Genomic DNA, 21,887 nt, shown 5'->3' on the forward strand with positions numbered 1-21,887 from the left:
CCTTTCAAGCAGCAGAGCCTGATTTATAACCGAAAACACGATCATGCGAAAAGGGAATTATTCGCTTATCAATATAGCCTGCGGCTATGCTTGAAATTGTGGCCGGTGACGATCAGTGTGCTCTCGACCAGGGTCGACAGGCCCAGCAGCAGCTGCACCAGCTTGTCTTCCGGCAGTATCCAGACCTGGCCGGCCGGCTGCTCGGCATGCGTGGCGGCCATGATCAGGGGCGCGATCCAGCCGGCATCCGGCTCGACGTCGAGCAGCACGGCGTCGCCGGTGGTCTGCAGATAGACGTCGCCGCCCGGCGCCAGCGTGAAGCGGACGCCGACCCCGGTTTCCTGGGGGCCGATCATTTCCTGCATGGTGCGGTTGTGCGCATCGATCCAGAGTTCGACGTCCTGCGGGGTCTCCAGCGGGGTCCAGGGCACGGGGCGGAAACGGGGGCGCTCGGCGCTGTCCCTGGTCGAATCTTGGCTCATGAGGCTAACGGGTCTGATAATGGGATGGCAAGGCCGCACATGCTAAGCCATGGATGCCAGGGGGCGCAAGCACGGGTTCATGCGAGCGTCACCAGCCGCGCCGCGACCTGCCCGTTGTCGATGATGAGCTCGCCCGCCGCGATCGGCAGACTGAAACGTCGCCGCCCGGCGCTGCCGGGGTTCACGTACAGCACCCCGCCGCGCTCCACGCAGGCCGGCTTGTGCGAATGCCCGGATACCACCACCCGCAGGCCGGCCGCCGGCGGGTCGAGGTCCAGTTCCTTAAGGTCATGGATCACGTAGACCGGCACGCCGCCGGGCGCGATGCGGGCGGTAGCCGGGATGCTCTTCGCCCACGCGGCGCTATCGTTGTTCCCGCGCACCACGGTCAGGGGCGCGATCGCGGCCAGGCGCTCGAGGATCTCCGGGTTGCCGATGTCGCCGCCATGCACGATGTGGTCGCTGCCGGCCAGGAAATCCAGGGCTTCCGGGCGCAGCAGGCCGTGCGTATCCGAGATCAGTCCGATCCGCATGGCCCGCCGTGGCGTGTCGGCCGCCAACTCAAGCCGGCGTCCGGTGCCGGCCGATCCTGGTGGCCATCCAGATCGAGTACAGCGCGGAAATGCCGACCAGCACATAGACCAGGCGGGTGGCCGGGCTGCCGGCGCCGAACAGGCTGGCGACGACGTCGACGTCGAACAGGCCGACCATCGCCCAGTTCAGGCCGCCGATGATCAGCAGGGCCATGGCGATGTAGTCGACTGCGGACATCGCCGTCTGCCCTTCGCGCACGGTCGCCCGCCGCTCGGGCAGGTGCCGCCGTTCCATGGTGGGTGCGTTCATGGTTGCCATCGTGTCCTCCTTCGGAAAGTTTGACAGGCAAGCCACGATAGCAAAAATGGGCGCGGGCGTGCGCCGCCTAGCCGCTGAGGAATCAACCCTTCCAGGTACGGTTCAGGCCGGTATCGGCGTGTATCCAGCCGCCTTTCGGGCCGGAGCGGTAATAGAAGCCGACCCCGCCCTGGCGGAAGCTGCGCACCAGGCCGCCCAGCACTTCCTCGGTCAGCCCGGCGATGCGGATATCGGCCGCCTTGCCGGACATGTGCAGGGACTGGCGCGCGGCCGGTACGCCCTGCTCGATCAAGCGCTTGTTGGAATCCGGGGTGCGGTAGCCGGACAGGATCTCGAGCGGCTTGTCGAGACCGTAGCGCGCGACGAAGGCCTGGGAAGCCCACAGGGTCTCGATCAGCTTGGGATCGATGGCCATGCTGGCCTTGCCGTTCACGTCGCGCAGCAAATGGCACAGTTCCTGGTAGGCCGAGTCGATGACTTCGCCATCCTTCCAGTACAGCACTCTGGTGCGCTCGCCGCTGGCCGGACGCACCACGGACAGGGTGCGCGGCTTGACCCAGAAGTCGAGGTCGACCACCTGGGCGTCGAACAGGTCGGGAGGCGGGGCGATGTCGGTGTCGGGTTTCGCCTGGCTGGAAGTGCCGCGCGCAGCCGCGCCGGCGTCGATCAGCGGCGTTGCGACCAGCCCGAGTGCGGTAAGGCGCAAGCCGTGGTGAAGGAAATCTCTGCGGGAAGCCATAACAAACTCATCATTGGAACCCGCCTACTATATCTCAATAGATACCAGGAAAGAAGATGAGCACGTGTTAGCGAATGTTTCATGCAACACGGCGGAATTGATGCGGATTCCGGCTTATTTGCCGCTGCAGCTGCAATAACGCTTGCTGGCCGGCACTTCGACGGCATTCAGCTGCTTCCACAGGAAATCGCACTCGAGGCCGAAGCAGGCTTTATCCTTGCCGGCATTCACATAGCCGAGCCGCTCGAAAAAGCCGCTGCTCGAAGCCGGGCAGTGCATGTGCAGCTTGGCGATGTCCCAGGAGCGGGCGCGCGCTTCGACGGCCTGTACCATGGCGCGGCCTATGCCCTGCTGCAGTTGCCCCGGCATCACGTAGCACAGCGCCAGCTTGCCGGCCTGGGTCAGCAGCGCCATGCCGGCCAGTTGCTGGCCGTCGACCGCGACCACGGCGAAATTGCTGGGCGAGGAAAACCAGGTCGTGACGTTCTGCAGCGTCTTGTTGCTCAGCCAGGCCTGGAGGATGTCGGTACGCGCGCCGTGGTCGGCGGCGCAGCCTTCTTCGATCGAACGGCGCAGCAGCGCGCATGCTTCCGGCGCGTCGTTCGGTGTTGCCTGGCGGATGTCAATACCCATGTACGGTCGGTCTAAAAGCGGTGGTTCGGCAGGCCGGACTATAACCCAAAGCGTGCATTCGTGCTGCCCAGCCATGCGGTGGGCATGGACCGTCTAAGCATATGATGAAAATGTCCTTTTGTTCCGATATTTCTTCGTAGATGATGGCCCTGGTTTCCACAGGTCTCTACAAGGAAGAACAAACAATGGTCCGAACCCAATCTCCGCTGCGCCGCCACCTGCTGGCGCTTACCCTGGCGCTCGGCGCCGCCCTCCCCTTCGCCGCGCAGGCCGCCGAAGTCGAGCTGCTGAACGTCTCCTACGACGTCGCGCGCGAGCTGTACAAGGACGTGAACCCGGCCTTCGTCGCCGAATGGAAGAAAAGCACCGGCGAGACCGTCGTCATCAAGCAGTCGCACGGCGGCTCCAGCAAGCAGGCGCGCGCCGTCGCCGATGGCCTGGAAGCCTCGGTGGTGACCCTGAACCAGGCCAACGACATCGACATGCTGGCCGACCGCGGCCTGGTCGCCAAGGACTGGAGCAAGAAATTCCCGAACAACGCCTCGCCCTATTATTCGACCATGGTGTTCCTGGTCCGCAAGGGCAACCCGAAGGGCATCCATGACTGGGCCGACCTGGCCAAGGCCGGCGTCAAGGTCGTGATCCCGAACCCGAAGACCGCGGGCAATGGCCGCTACACCTACCTGGCGGCCTGGGGCTCGGTGCTCAAGAAAGGCGGCAACGAAGCCCAGGCGCGCGAGCTGGTCGGCAAGATCTTCAAGAACGTGCCGGTGCTGGACGCCGGCGGTCGCGCCGCCACCACCACCTTCACCCAGCGCCAGATCGGCGACGCCCTGGTGACCTTCGAGAACGAAGTCAACCTGGTGCGCGCCGAGTTCGGCGACAACTTCGAGGTGGTCTACCCGTCGATTTCCGTGCTGGCTGAAACCCCGGTGGCGATCATCGACAAGGTGGTCGACCGCAAGGGCACGCGCAAGCAGGCCACCGGCTACCTGAACTTCCTGTACTCGGAAGCCGGCCAGGCGATCGGCGCCAAGCACTACCTGCGGGTGCGCAGCGAGAAAGTCATGAAACAGTTCGCGGCCAATTACAAGCCGGTCCAGCTGTTCACGGTCGACGATGTATTCGGCGGCTGGCGCGCGGCGCAGAAACGCCATTTCGACGATGGCGGCGAATTCGACAAGATCTACCTGCCGAAATGAAGCTTCGTTAATAATGAATTGCAATAAGACTGTATAGATATACAGGATTTGCCACCAGAAAATAAAGCTGAGTCGCTTTTTAGAGATTTCTTTTAGAAAAATTTCAATTTTCCGTTCACAAATAAGGCCTTGCGATCACGCGAGGCCTTTTTTTCTTGTAGAATCTTTCCGTTGGTATTTGATTTTCCCCCGATGACATTGATCTATGTCATTGCATCGGTATTCTGCCAATAAATAGTTCCCATATAGCTGGCCGCTATTGGTCTAACTGAACGATTTGATGCTCCGCCGCCGTTCGGCGCCCGACCATTTAAACGTACCCCACACATACAAATGATCAAAAAATTCCTCGCTGCCGTGCTGATGACGATTTCCAGCGCGGCCGCCCTCGCCGTGCCTTTCGGATCGCAGTCGGTGCTGGTCGTCGAAGACGATACCGGCAAGGTCCTGTTCGAAAAGAACTCGGCCGCCGTCGTGCCCATCGCCTCGCTAACCAAACTGATGACCGCCATGGTCGTGCTCGATGCCCACCAGGACATGAACGAGCCGATCGAGATCGAAAAGCAGGACGTCGACATGCTCAAGCACAGCACCTCGCGGGTCCCGGTCGGCGCGACCATCCCGCGCCGCGACGTGCTGCAACTGGCCCTGATGTCCTCGGACAACCGCGCCGCCGCCGCCCTCGGCCGCACCTACCCGGGCGGCATGGACGCTTTCCGCATCGCCGTGAAGCGCAAGATCGCCGCGCTGGGCATGACCCAGACCGTGATCGAGGAACCGACCGGCCTGAGCCCGCATAACAAGTCGTCCGCGACCGACCTGGTCAAGATGGCGACCGCGGCCTCGAACTATGCCGAGATCACCCGTATCACGACCTCGTCGAGCGACCTCATCAACATCAAGGGCCGCGACGTCGAATACCACAACACCAACCGCCTGGTCGGCGCCAAGGGCTGGGACATCGGCCTGTCGAAGACCGGCTACACCCAGGAAGCGGGCCGCTGCCTGATCATGCGCATCAAGGCGGCCGGCAAGAACGCCACCCTGGTGCTGCTGAACGCCGGCGCCTCCTCGGTGCGCATCCTGGATGCCCTGAACATCCGCCGCCACGTGCTGGGCGACGCCGCCCCGGCCGCCACCAGCCCGGTGCGCGCACGCGTCAGCTCGCGCATCAAGGCCGCCGTCGGCGGTCCGCGCATCAAGGCTTCGGCCGGCGGCGCCCGCGTCAAGGCTTCGAGCGGCCGCACCAGCCGCTTCAAGCATGCGCCGGTGACGCGTCATCGCCGTCACCGCTGACCGGCTTCCCGGCCGATCGATCGGCCGGACACAAAAAAACCGCGACGGCACGCCTCGCGGTTTTTTTACGTCTGGCAAAAAATCAGCGTGCCTTGAGTTGCCGCACATGCCCTTCCAGCTCGGCGAAGCTCGGCCTTTCGGTGGCCGAGATGACCTTGCGCCCGAACTCGACCGCGATGGTCGGCGCATAGCCGTTCATGCTGGCCAGCAGCGTCACTTTCACGCACTGCAAGGCCTTGACCACTTCCTGGTGGCGGCGGTGCAGCAGGCTGGCGAGCGGCGCCACCAGTCCATAGGACAGCAGGATGCCGAGGAAGGTGCCGACCAGGGCCGCCGCGATCAGGCTGCCCAGCTCGGCCGGCGGCCGGCCGATCGAGCCCATGGTGTGGACCACGCCCATCACCGCGGCGACGATGCCGAAGGCCGGCATGCCGTCGGCCAGCTTGTGGATCGCCTGCACCGGGATGTCCGAGTCTTCCTGGTAGGTCTCGATCTCGCAGTCCATCAGGTTTTCCAGCTGGTAGGCATTCATGGTGCCGGATACCAGCAGGCGCAGGTAGTCGGTGATGAAGTCGAGCAGGTGGTCATCCGTCAGCACCAGGCGGTACCTGCCGAAGAGCGGACTTTCATAGGGCGCGTCGATATCGTCCTCGAGCGACATCAGGCCTTCGCGCCGCACCTTGGTCAGCACGTCGAACATCAGCGCCATCAGCGACATGTAGAGCTCGCGTGTGTAGCGCGAGCCGTGGAACAGCGTCGGGATGCTGTGCCAGGTCAGGGAGATCGCCTTGCGGTCGTTGGCGATCACGAAGGCGCCCATGGCGCCGCCGAAGATCATCAGCAGCTCATACGGCTGGAACAGCGCGGCCAGGTGCCCGTCCTGCAGCACGAAGCCGCCGAACACGGCCAGCATCACGACCGAAAAACCGACAAAGATCAACATGGCGCAGGCTCCAGAGTTCCCAGACTGCAACTTTAACATTGTTGCCATCAGGAAAGCAAAGACTGGCGCAAATTATCGTTTGCCCGTCGTTCCCGCGCAGGCGGGAACGACGCTTACTTCTCGATCATCCCTCGAAGCCCACTCGCCCTGTGCGTCCGCTTGCCGATCGCTTCGCCCAACACCCCCGGCACCGGCGTCAGCAAGGTAAACTCGCGGCTGGCCCGCGTGATCCCGGTGTACACCAGCTCGCGCGCCAGCACCGCCCCGCCCTCTTTCGGCAGCGCCAGCACCGTGTGCGCGAATTCCGAGCCCTGGGATTTGTGGACCGTCATCGCGTAGGCCGTCTCCACGTGGCGCAGGCGCGTGGCCAGCACGCTGCGCACCTTGTCGCCCTCCAGGAAGTACACGCGCAGCGAGCCGGCACGCGCCGGGTCGGCCAGGGTCAGGCCGATGTCGCCGTTGAAGACATTGGTCGAATAATCGTTGCGGGTCACCATGACCGGGCGGCCGACATACCAGTCGCCGCTGCGGCGGATCAGGCCGACGCCGTCGAGGCGCTGCTCGATCGCCGTGTTCAGGCCCTCGACGCCCCACTCGCCCTCGCGCACGGCGCACAGGATGCGGAAGGCCTCGAAACGCTGCAGCACCATGCGCACCCAGTCCTCGTGCGCGCCCGCCGGCCCTTCGCCCAGCAAACGCAGGTAGGGCCGGTAGCCTTCCAGCGCCAGCGCGATCGCGTGCTGCTGCTGGGCGTGCTCGATCCAGCGCAGCGCGTGGGCGACTTCGACGCCCAGGACGCCGCGCTCGCGCAGCACCGCGGTCGCGGCCTCGACGTCGCCGGCGTTGACGGCCAGCGCCAGCTGCCCGATCGGGCCGCCGAAGCGCCGGCTGTGGCGCAGCATGACGGTCTGCTGGGCCAGCGCGCCGCCTTCGTGCACGTACGCGGCCGGGATGTCTTCGCCGCTGGCCTCGCGCACGTAGTCGACCGTGGCGGCATTGTAATTGCCGGCCTGGGCGTCGGCGCACAGATCGCCCAGCACCGCGCCCGCCTCCACCGAGGCCAGCTGGTCCTTGTCGCCCAGCAGGATCAGGGTCGCGCCAGGCGGCAGCGCATCCAGCAGCGAGGCCATCATCTCCAGGTGGACCATCGAGGCTTCGTCGACGATCAGCACGTCGACGTCGAGCGGATTGCCGCGGTGGTGGGCAAAAGCACGGCTGTCCGGGCGCGCGCCCAGCAGGCTGTGCAGGGTGCGGGCGGCGCCCATGCGCGCGGTCAGCTCGCGCAGCGGCAACTGGTCGCCGACCTTGTCCGCCAGTTCGTTCAAGGCCTTGTCGATCGACTGCTTCAGGCGCGCGGCCGCCTTGCCGGTGGGCGCGGCCAGGGCGATGCGCTGGCGGGCGGCGTCCCGCGAGGTCGCGAACAGCAGCGCCAGCAGGCGCGCCACGGTATAGGTCTTGCCGGTGCCGGGGCCGCCGGTGATGATCGCCATCCTGCCGCGCAGGGCGATGGCGCAGGCCAGCTTTTGCCAGTCTGGTTTTTCCGCAGCGCGCTGCGAGGCGAACAGCCGGTCCAGCCATTCGCGCACGACGGGAACGTCGACCGGCTGGTGCTTGCCGGCGCGCTCGCGGACGCTGGTTGCGACCACGGTCTCGTCGCGCCAGTAGCGGCGCAGGTAGAGGCGGCCGTCGTCGCCATCGCCGTCCAGCACCAGCGGCTGGCCGTAATCGAGGTCGCCGACGCGCCACACCTGCTCGCAGCCGCCCAGCTGGGTGATCCAGGCTTTCGCATTCTTCGGCAGTGGCTTGATGGCGGCGGCCAGCTCGGTCCACTCTTCCGCGGGCAGGCCGAGCAGGCCGGCGGTGTCGGCGGCCAGGTCGGCCAGCAGCAGGCAGCTGTGGCCGCGCCCTTCGAGCTCGGACAGCACCAGGGAGGCCAGCAGCAGCGGCCCCGGCGCCGGCCCGAGCGAGGCCATGAAGCGGGCGAAGGCGCCGGACAGGCGGCGCAACTCGCCGGCCTCGGTCAGGCGCTCCACCTCGAGCCAGAAGATATCGATCCTGTCGGGGTCCAGCATATCAGTGTGTTTATTGGTCATTCGCCAGCAGCCCATCGAGTCCGTCGAGCAGGACCATGTCCGGCTCGATCAGGTAGCAGCCGCGCGTGGACGCGTTGCCGATCCCGCGCAGGAACAGGAACACGGCGCCGCCCAGCTGTTCCGCCGGGTCGTAAGCCTCGCCCAGGCGCGCGCGCAGCAGCCGGTGCAGAGCCAGCAGATAGATCGCGCCCTGGATGTCGTAGCGGTGCTCGGCCATCGCCGCCGCCATCGCCGGCCCGGTATAGGCGGCGTCGCCATACCCCAGCGCGTTCGACTTGTAGTCCAGCACCCAGTAGCGGCCCTGGCATTCGAACACCAGGTCCGTAAAACCTTTCAGCATGCCGTGCAGCTGGCGTTCCGGCAGGGTCGGACGCGGCGTATCGCCCAGCAGGCGCCGGCGGCACAGGCGGTCCAGCGCGCCCACATCCAGGCCGTGGCTGGGGAACCAGAACTCCATCTCCGGCAGCACTTCCTCGAGGTCCGACAGCGCGCACCCTACCGGTGGCAGCGGCTCGCTCACCAGCGCGTCGAGCCAGGCAATGGCGTCGTCCACGCGCTTGCCCCAGCCGGCCCGCTGGATGCGCTGGATGCGGCGCGGATAAACGTCGTCATCGTCCATTCGGCTGAAGCCTTCCTGCGCCATCCACTCCAGCTGCTCGTGCAGGAAGTTGCCGGGCGTGGCGCCGCGCGGGAAGCGGTGCCAGGGCGCGTCGTCGGCCTTCTGGACCTCGACCGTGCCCGGCTCCTCTTCTTCCAGCAGATTCTCTTCCTGCGGCCGGGTCGGCGCCGCCACCGTGTGGCGGGTCAGCGAGGTAAACGAGCCGACCGCCCAGTTGCGCTCGAACTGGCCGGCAAAGGACGGGGCCTCGACCAGCTCCGGACGCACGTCGGCGCGGACCAGCCGCGTGCAGCCGTCCGGCGCGTCCAGCGTGTGCAGCTCGATCGCATCCAGGCCGCCGCGCAAGGCTTCCCAGCGCGCCTGCATGGCGCTGGCCGGCACCGGTTCGCCGCCGGTCAGCAGATAGCCCAGCGCCGATTCGTGCAGCCGGTTCTCGCCATTGCGGCCGGCAGCCACCGCCGCCACGCCCAGCCACAGGAAATGCCGCGCGCGCGTCAGCGCCACGTAGAGCAGGCGCAAATCCTCCTCGATGCGGGCGCGGTCGACGGCCTTCAGCGCATCCTCGCTCAGGCCGAGGTCGATGCGCCGCTCGCCGTCCTCGTGCACGTACTCGAAGAAGGCGCGGTTGCGGCGGTCGGTCTTGCGCGCGGTGACGGCGAAGGGTAAATACACCAGCGGGTATTCCAGGCCTTTCGACTTGTGCACCGTGACCACCTTGACCAGCTCGGCGTCGCTTTCCAGGCGCAGCACCCGTTCGTCGCCGCCCTCGCCCAGTCCCTCGACCTGCTCGGCGAACCAGCGGATCAGGGCCTGTTCGCCATCCAGCTCGCGGCTGGCTTCCTGCAGCAGCTCGGCCAGGTGCAGCAAATTCGTCAGGCGGCGCTCGCCGCCGCTGGCGCCCAGCAGTTTGGCCGGCAGTCCCAGTTCGTGGATGAAGCGGCGCAGCATCGCCAGCACGCCCTGGCGCTGCCAGGTCTGGTGCAGGTTTTTCAGCTGTTCGACGCGCTCTTCCCAGGCCAGTTCGTCGCTCGACAAACGGGCCAGCTCGGGTAGCGGCAGCGCGCAGGTGGCGGTGGCGAAGGCGGTGCGCGCCAGCGTGCCGTCGAGCGGACTCGCGACCGCCTGCAGCCAGCGCAGCACGTCCACCGCTTCCTGGCTCTCGACCACCGAGTCCTGGTCGGACAGGTAGACGCTGGCGACGCGGCGCTGCACCAGCGCGCGCCGGATCGCCGCGGCTTCGCGGCGGTCGCGCACCAGCACCGCGATATCGGCCGGCATCAGGCGCTTGAAGTTTCCCTCGCCGTCCAGGAAGCCGGCCTGCGGGTCGTTCAGCAGGGTGACGATGTGCTCGGCGCAGTGGTGGGCGAAGAAGTCGCGGTAGTCGTCGGCGCGCAGGTCTTCGCGCGGCGTCGAGGCCACCGCCAGCGCCTGGAAGGGACCGTCGACGCCGACCAGTTGCTGCTTGCGCCCGGCCGCGTCCACCGCCTCGAAGGGCAGCGGATTCTCGCCCTCTTTCCTGAAACGGAAGGCGCCCGCCGCATAGCCCTGTTCGGCATGCTCGAACAGGCGGTTCACGGCCGCCACCACCTGCGCGGTCGAACGGTAGTTGGTGCCCAGCTGGTAGTGGCGCCCGCTGGTGTCCCGCCGCGCCGACAGGTAGCTGTGGATGTCGGCGCCGCGGAAGCCGTAGATCGACTGCTTGGGGTCGCCGATCAGGAACAGGCCATGCGTGGGGTCGTTCTCGAGCACGCGGTACAGCAGGTCGAAGATGCGGTACTGGTCGGGCGAGGTGTCCTGGAATTCGTCGACCATCGCGACCGGGAACTGGTCGAGGATGCGCTTGCGCAGCGCCTCGCCGTTCACGCCTTCGAGCGCATTTTTCAGGCGCGCCAGCATGTCGGCGAAACCGAACTGGCGCTTGCGGCGCTTCAGGTCGATCATGCGGCCCGCGATATTGCAGGCGGCGTGGCGCAGCAGCGCGTGCGCCATCGGCTCGATCTGGTCCAGCGCTTCCTTCAGCGCCGCGGTATGCGCGAAGCACGCCGGCACCTCGGCGCTGTAGCCCCTGGCGAAGGCTTCGGCAACGCCGTCCGGCGTCAGGCGGGTCCAGGCTTTTTCGCCGATCTCCGGCGCCAGCATTGCCGGGTCCAGGGCCCAGGCGCGCAGCCCCTCGAACCACTTGACCAGGGTGTCCGGCTTCATCATGTTGCCGTTCAGGCAGCGCGGGTTGGCCGCGCGCTGCGAGGCGATCCAGCTTTCCATCGCGTCCGCGCGCTCGCGCCAGCCTTCCTTCAGGCGCGCCAGCTTGCCCTTCTGCGCGCGTTCGACGCCGGCGATGACGGCGCCCAGCGCTTCCATGTCGTTGGGCCGGCCCTCCTCGTCCACGCAGTCCGGGCCCAGCAGCTCGGCGCGCTTGACCAGCTCGCGCGCCGCGCCTTTCAGCGCCTCGACGTCGGTCCACACGGCCAGCAGCGATTTCAGCGCATGGCCGCCCAGCGGGTAGACGTGCTGGCGCCAGTAGTCGTTGGCGGCGTCCTCGAACAGGGCGCGCTCGTCGCCGACCAGCTCTTCGTCGAACAGGCTGCCGCTGTCGAAGGCGTGCTCGCGCAGCATGCGCTGGCACCAGGCGTCGATGGTGAAGATCGCCGCCTCGTCCATGGTCTCGGCGGCCAGCACCAGGCGGTGGGCCGCGACCAGGCGCGCGGCCTCGTCCTCGTAGCTGCCGGCCAGGGCTTCCAGGTAGGGATCGTCGACATAGGTGTCGCCACTGAGCTCACCGCGGAAGAAGGCCGCGGCCTGCACCAAGCGCTCGCGCACGCGGTTCGACAGTTCGCGCGTGGCGGCGCGGGTAAAGGTCATCACCAGGATTTCGGGCGGCAGCAAGGGCCGGGTAAATCCCGTCTCGCCGCCGTGTCCGAGCACCAGGCGCAGATACAGCGCGGCGATGGTCCAGGTTTTACCGGTGCCGGCGCTGGCCTCGATCAGGCGCGAGCCGTGCAGCGGGAATGCCAGGGGCTGGAGCAGTTGGCTCATGCTTGCCTGCTCCCTTCTTCGGCGCCGAATTTCGTCACATGGACACTCTCGCGCAGCCAGATGGCGAGCGGGCCGTACAGGGACTCGGCGGCGCCCGGCCAGTCGCCGGCCGCGCGCAGCACGGCGAATTCCGGCCACAGGCGCGCCAGGCACGGGTCGTCGACTTCGCCATTGGTATCGTAGCCGCCGTCGTAGACCTCGCGCGCGCTGTTCTTGTCCGCCAGGTAGGCCAGCGCGGTCTTGCAGGCCACCGCCAGCGGACGGTCCAGGTTGGCGCGCCACAGCGCCACGATGTTTTCCAGCGCCGCAAGGGCGATGGCGGGATCGATCGCGTCCAGCCGCAGCGTGGCGTCGCGCGCCACCAGGTAGCCGGTGATGCGCTGGCCCATGGCGCTTGCCGCCAGCTGGCGCAGCCAGGGTCCGATCAGCTTGTCGCCGCGCGGCGCGCCCTTGCGGTCCAGGACCTTCGAGGAGATCTGCAGCAGCCACACGGTTTCGCCCTCGTTGCTGCGCAGCTTGTCGATCCAGTCGTCGAGCAGGACCGGCACGCCGTGGCGGCCGTTCAATTCGAGGCTGACCACCTGCTTGGGCGCCGCGGCCGGATAGCGCGCTCCCAGCGCCAGCCAGCTGCGCCGCACCGGCACCAGTTCCTCGACCAGCTGCTGCTGCCACTGCTTGCCGACCAGGCCGATCGGCAGCCTGCCCTCGCGTACCAGGCGCTGGGCGCGCAGGTCCAATACCTGGCGCACCTCGTTCTGCGCTTCCGGCGCGCCGCTGTCGTCCAGAAGTGCGTCTTCGAGGAAAAAGCGTTCGAGGGCGTCCAGCGAGAACGGTTCCTCGTCCTCGCCCACCACTTCGTTGGCGCCGAAGTTGACGCCCAGGCGGCGCCGGAAGAAGTAGCGCGCCGGCTGGCGCAGGAAGGACAGCAGTTCGCCGAGTTTGAGGCGGTAGCCTTCTTCCAGTTCGTAGGGCGGCAATGCCTCGTCGCCACCCGCGTCTTCGCCCGCGTCCTCGCCGGGCTTGTGCGCCGAGCGCCATTCGCCGGCATAGGTCAGCAGGCCGCCGCGCTCGAAATAACGGCGCGAGAAAGGCTGCAGCGCGTGCACCGTGGTGCGGTCCGGCAGGCCGTCTTCCATGTCCCAGCCCGCCTTCAGGTAGTCGCGCAGCTGCGAGACCAGCACCGAGGCCGGCTGCTCGGTGTTGTCGCGCACGTTGCGCCCGACCCAGCTCAGGTACAGTTTTTCGCGCGCGGCCAGCAGCGCTTCCAGCATCAGGTAGCGGTCGTCGTCGCGGCGCGAGCGGTCGCCGGGGCGGCCCATGCCCGGCAAGGCCAGCAGGTCGAAGTCGGACTGGTGGCCGCGGCGCGGAAAGTCGCCGTCGTTCATGCCCAGCAGGCAGACCACCTTGAAGGGCACGGCGCGCATCGGCATCAGGGTGCAGAAGGTCACGCCGCCGGACACGAACTGGTGGTTCAGGGCCGGCTGGTCGAGTTCCGCCAGCCAGGCTTCGCGCATCACGCCCAGCGGCACGGCTTCGTCGAACAGAGCGTTCTCGCAGATCTCCAGCCAGCACTGCAGCGCTTCCTCGAGCTGGTTCAGCATCATGCGGTCCTGGTCGTCGCGGGCGCGGAAGAAACGCGCCATCAGGGCGCGGGCGCGCTGGCCCCACTCGGCCGGCGTCAGGACCGCGTCCAGCTGCTCGCGCCAGGCCAGCAGGCTTTCCACCAGCTCGGCCAGGGCGCCGGCCAGGGCCGCGTCCAGCCCGCCGACTTCCGCATAGGGCTCGATCTCGCCGTAGCTCGGGCCGGCGCCGGTGGCATAGCCCAGCAGCATGCGCCGGATGCCGAACAGCCAGGAATTCTGTTCGCCCGCCGAGCCCAGGCCCAGGCCGGCGCGGTGCTTCTGGTCCAGGCCCCAGCGCACGCTGGCGCCTTCGATCCAGCGGCCCAGGGTCGGCAGGTCATCTTCTTCCAGGCCGAAGCGCGCGGCCAGCGCCGGCACGTCCAGCAGGTCGCGCACCTCGCTCTGGCGGCAGCGCTGCTGCGGCAGGCGCAGCAGCCATTCCATCGCCACCAGCAGCGGGTTCACGCTGCGGTCCTTGACGTCGCCGATCTCGAAGGGGATGTAGCGCGGGTCGCTGCGCTTGTGCTGGTCGAACACGGCGTGCACGGCGGCCGAGAAGCTGTCGATGTCCGGCACCATGACCACGATGTCGCGCGGGCGCAGGTCGCGGTCGCGGGCGAACCAGGACAGCAGCTGGTCGTGCAGCACCTCGACCTCGCGCTGGGCGCTGTGGGCGATGTGGAATTCGATCGAGCGGTCCTCGGGATCGGGCGCCACGTGCGGATGCTCGCTCAGGGGCAGCAGGTCGCGCACCGCCGCCTGCACCTGGGACAGCAGGGTGCCCTCGTCGCCCTCGTTGAACAGGTCGACCCGCATGTTGCCGAAGCGCGCGCCGAGCTCGCCGTCGAACTCGTCCAGCATGCGCACGAAGTCGCGGCCCTGGCGCCCCCAGCTGGCCAGCAGCGGGTGGCTGTGCGCGTGCAGTTCCTCGACCGGCACCTCGGCCAGGTTGCTGCCGTTGCGCGACTGGTGGCGGCGGTAGGCGGCGGTCAGCAGCTCGCGGCCCTCGATGATGTCGCCCCAGTGGAACTGGCAGGGATTCGGTACCGCCAGCAGCACCTGGGTATGGCGCGACAGGCCCGCCATCGCCTCGATGGTCTGGTAAGGCAGGGTCGACATCCCGAACAGCACCACGCGGCGCGGCAGCCGCAGCGCCGGCTGGCGCTCGTCCGCCACCGCGGCCATGAACTGCTGGTGGATGGTGGCGCGGCCCGACCAGCGGCGCTCGGGCGGCAGGCTTTCGTGGATCTCGCGCCAGAGCTGGGCCTGCCAGCACTGGTCGGGCGCCAGCGGCACGGGTTCGCCGCCCGGCCGGCGCAGCTGGTCAAGGCCCTGGGCCCAGTCGGTCAGCCAGTCGGCGCGGTAGACCTGGTACTGGTCGTACAGGTCGGACAGGCGTTCGGCCAGCTGCAGGCGGCGTTCGGGATCGCCGTCGGACAGGAAGTGGCGCAGCGGCGCGAACTGTTCCTTGGCCAGCAGCTCGGGCAGCAGGCGCATCAGGCGCCAGGTGAGCGCGTCCTTGTCGAAGGGCGAGCGGCGCGGCACCCGCTCCGGCCCCAGCATGCCGCGGTAGGCCTCCCACTGGAAGCGCGCCGGCAGCGCCACGCGGGTGGCTGCGCACACACCCAGCTCCTCGGCCAGCGCGATCTTCAGCCATTCGGCCACGCCGTTCGACTGCACGAGGATGATTTCCTCCTCGAGCGCGCCGAGCGGATTCGCGCGCAGCCAGTCGAAGACGGCGGCGCGCAGCAGTTCCATCTGGTTGCCGTGCAGGATGAGGAGGCCGGGAGAGATCGGAGAGCGCATGATGGGAGACTTCAAGTAGACCCCCGCAGCATACTACCAAGGGAGACTTCTCAACAAGATAAGGGCTGGGTTTATACCTTCTGATCCTGCTGGCGCGCCCCGAGTTCCGCGGCGATGTGGCGTTCCAACCGCGCCAGCAGCGCGCGCAGGCGTGCCGCGAGCGAACGCGCCTGCGCGATCGTGCCGCGCTCGCGCTGGGATTCGAGGTCGGCGCAGACGTCGCCGAAGCCCATCGCGCCCACGGTGCGCGCGGAGGACTTGATGCGGTGCGCGACCGCGGCGGCGCGCCCGACCTCGCCGGAAGCGAGGGCGCGGTCGATCTCCAGCAGGCCTTCGCGCGCGGTCTCCAGGAACATGAAGGCATATTTACGCATCTTGTCCGGATTGCCGCCGAAGGTTTCCGACAGCACCGCCATGTCCAGCAGGGCCGCCGCGGCCGCGGGCGGCGCCGGCGCGGCCAGCGCATGCTGCACGCTGCGCCCGACCGCGCGGGCGACGGCCGCCACCAGGGCCTCGGGCGCCACCGGCTTGGTCACGAATTCGTCCATGCCTGCGGCCTGGCAGCGCGCCTGGTCTTCCAGTCCGGCGTTGGCCGTCATCGCGATCACGCGGGCGTCCTTGAGAAGCACGTCGGCGCGAATGCGGCGGGTGGCCTCGAAGCCGTCCATCACCGGCATCTGCACGTCCATCAGCACGCAGTCGAAGGCGGCGCCCGGCGCGCGCATCAGTTCCAGCGCTTCGCTGCCGTTGCCGGCCACGACCACGCCGGCGCCGGCGTCTTCCAGCAGCTCGCGCGCGACCTGCTGGTTGAAGGCGTTGTCTTCGACCAGCAGGATGCTGCTGCCGGCCAGCGCGCCCGGTCCAGTGGGCGCGGCCGCCGGCGCGCCGGCCGGCGACGCCGCCCTGGCCGCATCGGCCAGGGCGGCAGTGAACCAGAAGCTACTGCCCTGGCCCGGCGTGCTCTCGACCCCGACCTCGCCGCCCATCAGCTCGGCCAGCTGCTTGCTGATCACCAGCCCGAGGCCGGTGCCGCCGTAGCGCCGCGTGGTCGAGGGGTCGGCCTGGTGGAAAGGCGTGAACAGATGCGGCAGCTCTTCGGCGGCGATGCCGATCCCGCGGTCGCGCACTTCGAAGCGCACCAGCAGGTCCGCGCCCGCGCTGCGCACCGTCCCGGCCCGCACCACGATCGGCCCCTGCTCGGAAAACTTGATCGCGTTCGAGGTGAAGTTCAGCAGCACCTGTTCGAGCCGCAGCGGATCGCCGCGCAGCGGGCGCCGCAGCTCGGGCGCGATCTCGAATTCGAGCGCCAGTCCACGCGCGGAGGCCGCTTCACCCAGCTGGCTGGCGAGATTGCGCATCAGCGCCTCCAGGGTGAAGTCCAGCAGCTCGAGCTCGATGCGTCCGGCCTCGATCTTGGAAAAGTCGAGAATGTGGTTGATGATGCCGAGCAGGTGCTGGGCCGAGTGGTGGATCTTCTGCAGGTAATCGCGCTGGCGCGGTTCGGCGGCCTGCTTGAGCGCCAGCCAGGACATGCCGATGATGCTGTTCATCGGCGTGCGGATCTCGTGGCTCATGTTCGACAGGAAGTCGCTCTTCGCCTGGCTGGCGGCATCGGCCCTGGCCTTCAGCTCATGCAGCTCGGTGACGTCGGTGGACACGCACAGCATCGCCGTCACGACGCCGTCGGCGCGCACCGGCACCTTCACGCTCCACAAGTGGCGCACGCTGCCGTCGGCCAGCCTGGCCTCGTTCTGCACCGAACGGCTTAGTCCCGTCTCCAGCACGCTGCGCTCGACTTCCCGGATCGCCTCGCTGGCCCCCGGCAAGTCGATTTCGCGGTCGCGCCGGCCGATCATCTGCTCGGCGCGCAGGCCGGCCGCCTCCGCCGTCTTCGCGTTCACGTAGCTGAAACGGCGCTCGCGGTCCTTCATGTAGACATAGGCGTCGACGTTGTCCAGCACCAGGTCGAGCAGCACGCGCTGCTCCACCGCCTGGCGCCGCGACCAGTACAGCTTCAGGAACAGCGCGTAGATCAGCAGCGTTGCGCCGAAGCCGGAAAGGAAGGCCAGGCGCGGGAACCAGGTGCCGAAGCCGTCGACCAGCTCGGCGCGGTCGGCCATGAAACGCGCCTTCCACAGCTTGTTCTGGAAGCGCACCGGCAACACCGTCTCGAACAGCTCGCTGGCTTCGGCGCGCGCCTGCGGGCCGGGCGTTTCGCCGCCGACGCTGTCGTAAAGCAGCGTGTCGACGGCCGTCACGGCCAGCGGACGCCCCGCGCCCTGCAAGTCCTCGGCCCCCAGGTACAACTGGAGCGCCACCGGATGGCGTCCCATGCCGTCCAGCGCGCGTTGCACCAGGGTGGGTATCGAAAAGCCGATGCCCACCGAGCCGACGTAGGCGGCGCGCCGCCCTTCGACGCTGCCCGGCACGGCGCCGCCGCGGTAGACCGGCAAGCGCAGCGTCAAGCCGAGCATGGGGCGCGGAACCGTCAACTTCAGCGGCCTGGCGGATGCGGACAGCTCCGCGCGGTCGCGCGCCTCCCCGAGATAGCGTGCGACCGCCGGCCCGTTCGCCAGCATATCGATCCCCAGCCGGGACGCCAGCATCGGCTCCATATAGGTCAGGACCAGATAGGCCGGGCGGCGGCCGGGCGGCCGGATGTCGAAGCCAGGATAGCCGAGCGGATCGACGCTGCGGTCGGCTCGCACCGCGGCCACGAAGGCGTCGCGCTGTGCGTCGAGGACGTGGGCGCCGTAATTGAGCGATTCGATCGCCGGAAAGTGCTGTTTCACATCGAGCGACGCGACATAGCGGTGAAACTGCTGGCGCGAGACCTCGCCGCCGTTGGCATCGAACAGCGCACCGAGGTTGCGCACCACCTGGGCATAGGATTGCACCGCGCCGTCGAGGCGCTGGCGCGCGCCCTGGGCGATGCTGTCGAAGCGGCGCCGGGCGTCGTCGTCGACGGTGCGGGTGGCGCCCAGGTGCAGGGCCGCGCCCACCATCAGCGCCAGCCACAGGCCCCCGCCCCACAAAGCGATGCGCACCGGGCCGTTGGCGCCGACGGTCTTCCCCATGTTGCGCGTGCTCGCTTCAGCCATGTCCGGTCGTGGTCGAATTTTCAATACTTGCTAGTATTACGCAATCGGCACCAATTGGCGAGAAGGACAGTATCGATGACACAGGCACAGGACCCCTATCTCTGGCTGGAGGACGTCGCCTCCGAACGCGCGCTCGGCTGGGTCGGCGCACGCAACGCGGACACCGAAGCCGAACTGGCCGCGGCGCCCGGCTACGCCCCTTTGCGCGCGCGCCTGAAGACCATCCTCGACTCGAAGGACCGCATTCCCTACGTGAGCCTGTACGAAGGCCGCTGCTACAACTTCTGGCGCGACGCCGGCCACGAGCGCGGCATCTGGCGCCGCACCACGCTGGACGAATACCGCAAACCGGCGCCGCAGTGGGAGACGGTGCTCGACCTCGACCGGCTCGCGCGCGACGAGAACGAGAACTGGGTCTGGGCCGGCGCCTCCTTCCTCAAGCCGCGGGGCGGGCGCTGCCTGGTTTCGCTGTCGCGCGGCGGCGGCGACGCCCACGTGGTGCGCGAATTCGACCTCGAAGGCCTGGCCTTCGTCGCCGACGGTTTCAATCTAGCGGAAGCCAAGGGCGGCGCCAGCTGGATCGATCGCGACGCCGTGTTCGTGGCCACCGACTTCGGCCCCGGCTCGATGACCGCTTCCGGCTACCCGCGCGTGATCAAGGCGTGGAAGCGCGGCACGCCGCTCGCGGACGCCCGCCCGGTCTACGAAGCCCGGGAGGATGACCTGTCCGCCTCCGCCTGGTTCGACTACACGCCCGGCCACGAGCGCCAGTTCGTGCAGCGCCAGATCGGCTTCTACAGCAGCGAACTGTTCGTGCGCGAGCCAGGCAGCGGCGCGCTGACCAAGGTCGACAAGCCCGAGGACGCGGATGCCTTCACGGTGCGCGACCAGCTGCTGGTCCAGCTGCGCTCGGCGTGGGAAGCGGGCGGCAAGCGCTGGCCGCAGGGCGCATTGCTGGCGATCGGTTTCAAGGAATTCCTCGATGGCGCGCGCGATTTCCAGCCGCTGTTCACGCCGACGGAGACCACTTCGCTGGACGGCATCGGCGTGACCCGCGACGCCATCCTGCTGACGGTGCTGGACAAGGTCAAGAACCGCATCGTCGAGCTTCGCCACGAGGATGGCGCCTGGCGGCGGCGCGAGGTCGCGGCGCCGGGCATGGGCGCGCTGGGCGTGTCCGGTCTCGACGAAATCGCATCGAACGAGTACTTCCTCACCGTGACCGACTTCCTGACCCCGAGCACGCTCTACCTGGCGCGCGCCGGCAGCGACGAGCGCGAGCTGCTGAAGGCGATGCCGGCCTTCTTCGACGCCGGCCCCTGCAAGGTCGCCCAGTTCGAGGCGGTGTCCACGGACGGCGCGCGCATCCCCTACTTCGTGGTGATGCGGAAGGACACGAGGATGAATGGCGCCAATCCGACCCTGTTGTACGGCTACGGCGGCTTCGAGGTCTCGCTCACGCCCTTCTACAGCGGCGTTACCGGCGAAGCCTGGCTGGCGCGCGGCGGCGTGTATGTGCTGGCGAATATCCGTGGCGGCGGCGAGTTCGGCCCGCGCTGGCACCAGGCCGCATTGAAGCATCGGCGCCAGCAAGCCTTCGACGATTTCCTGGCGGTGGCCGAAGACCTGGCCGCGCGCAAGCTCACCAGCCCGGAACACCTGGGCATCATGGGCGGCAGCAATGGCGGCCTGCTGGTCGGCGCCGCGCTGACCCAGCGCCCGGAACTGTTCGGCGCCGTGGTCTGCCAGGTGCCGCTGCTGGACATGCGGCGCTACCACCAGCTGCTGGCCGGCGCCTCCTGGATGGGCGAGTACGGCGATCCGGACGATCCGGAGCAATGGGCCTATATCGGCAAGTATTCGCCCTATCACCAGGTGGGGCGGCACAAGCGCTATCCGCGTGTGCTGTTCACCACCTCGACCCGGGACGACCGCGTCCATCCCGGCCACGCGCGCAAGATGGCGGCGCTGATGCAGGAACAGGGCCACGACCTGCTGTACTGGGAAAACACCGAGGGCGGCCATGCCGGCGCGGCCAACAATGAGCAGACCGCCACCATGTGGGCGCTGACCTATACTTTCCTGTGGCAAGAACTGACGCGAAAATCAAGCCCCAAAGCATGAGATTTGCGCTAGCTCAACTAGCGGAACAACACTTCCCCCTCTCTGTAGGGGAGTTCCTGGAGGAACTATCAATATTGCTAGGTCGCCGGATGAATGATGCATGGAATACTTGTCTTCCACACATCTTTACAACCTTTACGAAGGAGGAGCGGCGATGGCTAATGATTTCGTTACCGAAGCAAGCCTGCGGGAGCCCGAAGCAGGCAATGCAAAATTCCAGGCAGCGCTGGCTCCAACCGTCAGCGAACTGAAGAAGTACCGCATCGGCAAGCGGGAAAGTCAGGAGAAATTCTGGGGGCGCTTCGGCGTGACGCAATCGAGCGGCAGCCGCTTCGAGACGGGCCTGGCGATTCCAGCCCCGGTCGCCCTGCTGCTGAAGCTGTATGTGAACGGCAAACTCAACGATGGTGATCTTCTGGGGTAATCAGCCCCAGCGAGATCGCGCGCACGACCGCCTGCTGCCGGGTGTTGACGTTGAATTTCTGGCGAATATTGCCCATATGAAAATTCACCGTCGCCTCGGAGCAGCCGGTAATCTTTGAAATCTCCCACGAAGATTTCCCCGCCATTACCCAGTTCAAGACCTCGAGTTCGCGCGGCGTCAGCCGTGGCGCGGCTTCGTGCGTGGGAGGCGGACAAAAGCGCACGCCGGAAGCGAAGGCATGGTCGCGCACCAGGGCCAGTTCCGGCAGCAAGCCCACGACTTCGCAGGCAAACCGGCGCTCCGGGCCGGGGTCGCAGGCAAAGCTGAGCATGCCGAACTCTCCGTTCGGCCCGTGGATGGGAAAACTGACGCCGACGCGGAGGCCGTAGGCGCACCCCTCTTCATACATGGCGCGCTGGGCCGGGCTGCGGAAGGTGTCGGCCTGCCACACCAGCGGCAGCGTGCTCGCCAGGCAATGGCTGACCAGCGGGTCGACATAGGCGAGACGCTCGGCCTCGTAGCGGTCGCGCCAGGGCCTCGGATAATTCGTCTGGAAAAACGCATGTTCCAGGCGCGCATGGCGCGAACCCGACATCGCGAACAGGACTTTTTCGAAACCGTAGTGCCGGCCCAGGGAAAACAGCGCCTCTCCCCAGCTCGACGCCGTGTCGCAATGCATCAGCTCGTCAAGTTCGACGCTCATCATGGCTTACCCCGCGCTGTCAATATTCATTTCATACCCGCCATGCTAGATGAGTTGTAACTGAAAAGCACGAAAAATTATTCTTTTAATCATCTTCATCCCGGCAATCTCTGTGTAGAAGTTGTCGGATTGCTACAACAGAGGCTGTTGCAGCCTGGTCAATCGTGCGCCCCTCATTTTCGGATTTCGCTAAGCTCGCGCGGATTGTCTATCGA

Annotated in this window: 15 protein-coding genes; 4 read left to right on the top strand and 11 right to left on the bottom strand. The window is 67.3% G+C overall.

Translation table 11 applies throughout. The features are described from left to right. Nucleotides 1-68: 68 nt before the first annotated feature. The 5 genes from ACFPO9_RS10590 to ACFPO9_RS10610 all read right to left on the bottom strand — a co-directional run bounded on the left by ACFPO9_RS10590 (nt 69) and on the right by ACFPO9_RS10610 (nt 2,706). Nucleotides 69-482, bottom strand: a complete 414-nt coding sequence (locus ACFPO9_RS10590) for a hypothetical protein (protein WP_379770351.1) — start codon at nt 480-482, stop codon at nt 69-71. A 77-nt stretch (nt 483-559) separates the two neighbouring features. After that, nucleotides 560-1,015 carry a metallophosphoesterase family protein gene (locus ACFPO9_RS10595; RefSeq protein ID WP_379770353.1) on the bottom strand — a complete coding sequence of 152 codons (456 nt, stop codon included), beginning with the start codon at nt 1,013-1,015 and terminating at the stop codon, nt 560-562. A gap of 28 nt (nt 1,016-1,043) precedes the next feature. Then, nucleotides 1,044-1,334 (bottom strand): DUF378 domain-containing protein, encoded by a 291-nt coding sequence (locus ACFPO9_RS10600; protein ID WP_379770356.1) that lies wholly within the window; start codon nt 1,332-1,334, stop codon nt 1,044-1,046. 82 nt (nt 1,335-1,416) lie between these two features. Further along, nucleotides 1,417-2,073, bottom strand: coding sequence for a YcbK family protein (locus ACFPO9_RS10605; RefSeq protein WP_379770358.1), 657 nt, complete (start codon nt 2,071-2,073; stop codon nt 1,417-1,419). A 114-nt stretch (nt 2,074-2,187) separates the two neighbouring features. After that, nucleotides 2,188-2,706: a GNAT family N-acetyltransferase gene (locus tag ACFPO9_RS10610; RefSeq protein ID WP_379770360.1), complete on the bottom strand. Its 519-nt coding sequence runs from the start codon at nt 2,704-2,706 to the stop codon at nt 2,188-2,190. 185 nt (nt 2,707-2,891) lie between these two features. Here ACFPO9_RS10610 and ACFPO9_RS10615 point away from each other — a divergent pair, with 185 nt between their 5' ends. Together ACFPO9_RS10615 and ACFPO9_RS10620 are read left to right on the top strand one after the other, a co-directional pair. Further along, nucleotides 2,892-3,908, top strand: a complete 1,017-nt coding sequence (locus ACFPO9_RS10615) for a sulfate ABC transporter substrate-binding protein (protein WP_379770362.1) — start codon at nt 2,892-2,894, stop codon at nt 3,906-3,908. Nucleotides 3,909-4,241: 333 nt separating this feature from the next. Continuing rightward, nucleotides 4,242-5,204, top strand: a complete 963-nt coding sequence (locus ACFPO9_RS10620; RefSeq protein WP_379770364.1) for a serine hydrolase — start codon at nt 4,242-4,244, stop codon at nt 5,202-5,204. A gap of 82 nt (nt 5,205-5,286) precedes the next feature. Here ACFPO9_RS10620 and motA read toward each other — a convergent pair whose 3' ends face one another. The 5 genes from motA to ACFPO9_RS10645 form a co-directional block, all read right to left on the bottom strand. Continuing rightward, complete coding sequence (motA, locus tag ACFPO9_RS10625; RefSeq protein ID WP_379770367.1) at nt 5,287-6,147, bottom strand: flagellar motor stator protein MotA; 861 nt, start codon at nt 6,145-6,147, stop codon at nt 5,287-5,289. A 113-nt stretch (nt 6,148-6,260) separates the two neighbouring features. Beyond that, nucleotides 6,261-8,219: an exodeoxyribonuclease V subunit alpha gene (gene recD / locus ACFPO9_RS10630; RefSeq protein ID WP_379770369.1), complete on the bottom strand. Its 1,959-nt coding sequence runs from the start codon at nt 8,217-8,219 to the stop codon at nt 6,261-6,263. A 10-nt stretch (nt 8,220-8,229) separates the two neighbouring features. Continuing rightward, nucleotides 8,230-11,892: an exodeoxyribonuclease V subunit beta gene (gene recB, locus ACFPO9_RS10635; RefSeq protein WP_379770372.1), complete on the bottom strand. Its 3,663-nt coding sequence runs from the start codon at nt 11,890-11,892 to the stop codon at nt 8,230-8,232. Further along, nucleotides 11,889-15,320, bottom strand: coding sequence for an exodeoxyribonuclease V subunit gamma (gene recC, locus ACFPO9_RS10640; RefSeq protein ID WP_379770375.1), 3,432 nt, complete (start codon nt 15,318-15,320; stop codon nt 11,889-11,891). The genes recB and recC overlap by 4 nt, the downstream gene beginning before the upstream one ends. A gap of 71 nt (nt 15,321-15,391) precedes the next feature. Further along, a complete protein-coding gene (locus tag ACFPO9_RS10645; protein ID WP_379770377.1) occupies nt 15,392-18,421 on the bottom strand; it encodes a CHASE domain-containing protein in 3,030 nt (1,009 codons plus the stop codon). 54 nt (nt 18,422-18,475) lie between these two features. On the opposite strand from ACFPO9_RS10645, the gene ACFPO9_RS10650 reads away from it, so the two are divergent. Next, nucleotides 18,476-20,545, top strand: coding sequence for a prolyl oligopeptidase family serine peptidase (locus ACFPO9_RS10650; protein ID WP_379770379.1), 2,070 nt, complete (start codon nt 18,476-18,478; stop codon nt 20,543-20,545). Between the two features lie 100 nt (nt 20,546-20,645). Further along, nucleotides 20,646-20,969: a helix-turn-helix domain-containing protein gene (locus tag ACFPO9_RS10655; protein ID WP_379770381.1), complete on the top strand. Its 324-nt coding sequence runs from the start codon at nt 20,646-20,648 to the stop codon at nt 20,967-20,969. Here ACFPO9_RS10655 and ACFPO9_RS10660 read toward each other — a convergent pair. Further along, entirely contained in the window at nt 20,944-21,675 is a 732-nt protein-coding gene (locus tag ACFPO9_RS10660; RefSeq protein WP_379770383.1) for a helix-turn-helix transcriptional regulator, read from the bottom strand. The two genes, ACFPO9_RS10655 and ACFPO9_RS10660, sit on opposite strands and share 26 nt — an antisense overlap. Nucleotides 21,676-21,887: the final 212 nt, after the last annotated feature.

Origin of the sequence: Massilia aerilata (assembly GCF_042656905.1) — a bacterium.
GTDB lineage: Bacteria > Pseudomonadota > Gammaproteobacteria > Burkholderiales > Burkholderiaceae_D > Telluria > Telluria aerilata.

Excerpts from the sequence above, each read along its gene's own strand:
- recB (WP_379770372.1), bottom strand. The coding sequence starts at position 11,892 with ATGAGCCAACTGCTCCAGCCCCTGGCATTCCCGCTGCACGGCTCGCGC.
- ACFPO9_RS10590 (WP_379770351.1), bottom strand. The coding sequence starts at position 482 with ATGAGCCAAGATTCGACCAGGGACAGCGCCGAGCGCCCCCGTTTCCGC.
- recD (WP_379770369.1), bottom strand. The coding sequence starts at position 8,219 with ATGCTGGACCCCGACAGGATCGATATCTTCTGGCTCGAGGTGGAGCGC.
- ACFPO9_RS10605 (WP_379770358.1), bottom strand. The coding sequence starts at position 2,073 with ATGGCTTCCCGCAGAGATTTCCTTCACCACGGCTTGCGCCTTACCGCA.
- ACFPO9_RS10620 (WP_379770364.1), top strand. The coding sequence starts at position 4,242 with ATGATCAAAAAATTCCTCGCTGCCGTGCTGATGACGATTTCCAGCGCG.
- ACFPO9_RS10610 (WP_379770360.1), bottom strand. The coding sequence starts at position 2,706 with ATGGGTATTGACATCCGCCAGGCAACACCGAACGACGCGCCGGAAGCA.
- ACFPO9_RS10660 (WP_379770383.1), bottom strand. The coding sequence starts at position 21,675 with ATGATGAGCGTCGAACTTGACGAGCTGATGCATTGCGACACGGCGTCG.
- ACFPO9_RS10600 (WP_379770356.1), bottom strand. The coding sequence starts at position 1,334 with ATGGCAACCATGAACGCACCCACCATGGAACGGCGGCACCTGCCCGAG.
- ACFPO9_RS10645 (WP_379770377.1), bottom strand. The coding sequence starts at position 18,421 with ATGGCTGAAGCGAGCACGCGCAACATGGGGAAGACCGTCGGCGCCAAC.
- ACFPO9_RS10655 (WP_379770381.1), top strand. The coding sequence starts at position 20,646 with ATGGAATACTTGTCTTCCACACATCTTTACAACCTTTACGAAGGAGGA.
- recC (WP_379770375.1), bottom strand. The coding sequence starts at position 15,320 with ATGCGCTCTCCGATCTCTCCCGGCCTCCTCATCCTGCACGGCAACCAG.
- motA (WP_379770367.1), bottom strand. The coding sequence starts at position 6,147 with ATGTTGATCTTTGTCGGTTTTTCGGTCGTGATGCTGGCCGTGTTCGGC.
- ACFPO9_RS10595 (WP_379770353.1), bottom strand. The coding sequence starts at position 1,015 with ATGCGGATCGGACTGATCTCGGATACGCACGGCCTGCTGCGCCCGGAA.
- ACFPO9_RS10615 (WP_379770362.1), top strand. The coding sequence starts at position 2,892 with ATGGTCCGAACCCAATCTCCGCTGCGCCGCCACCTGCTGGCGCTTACC.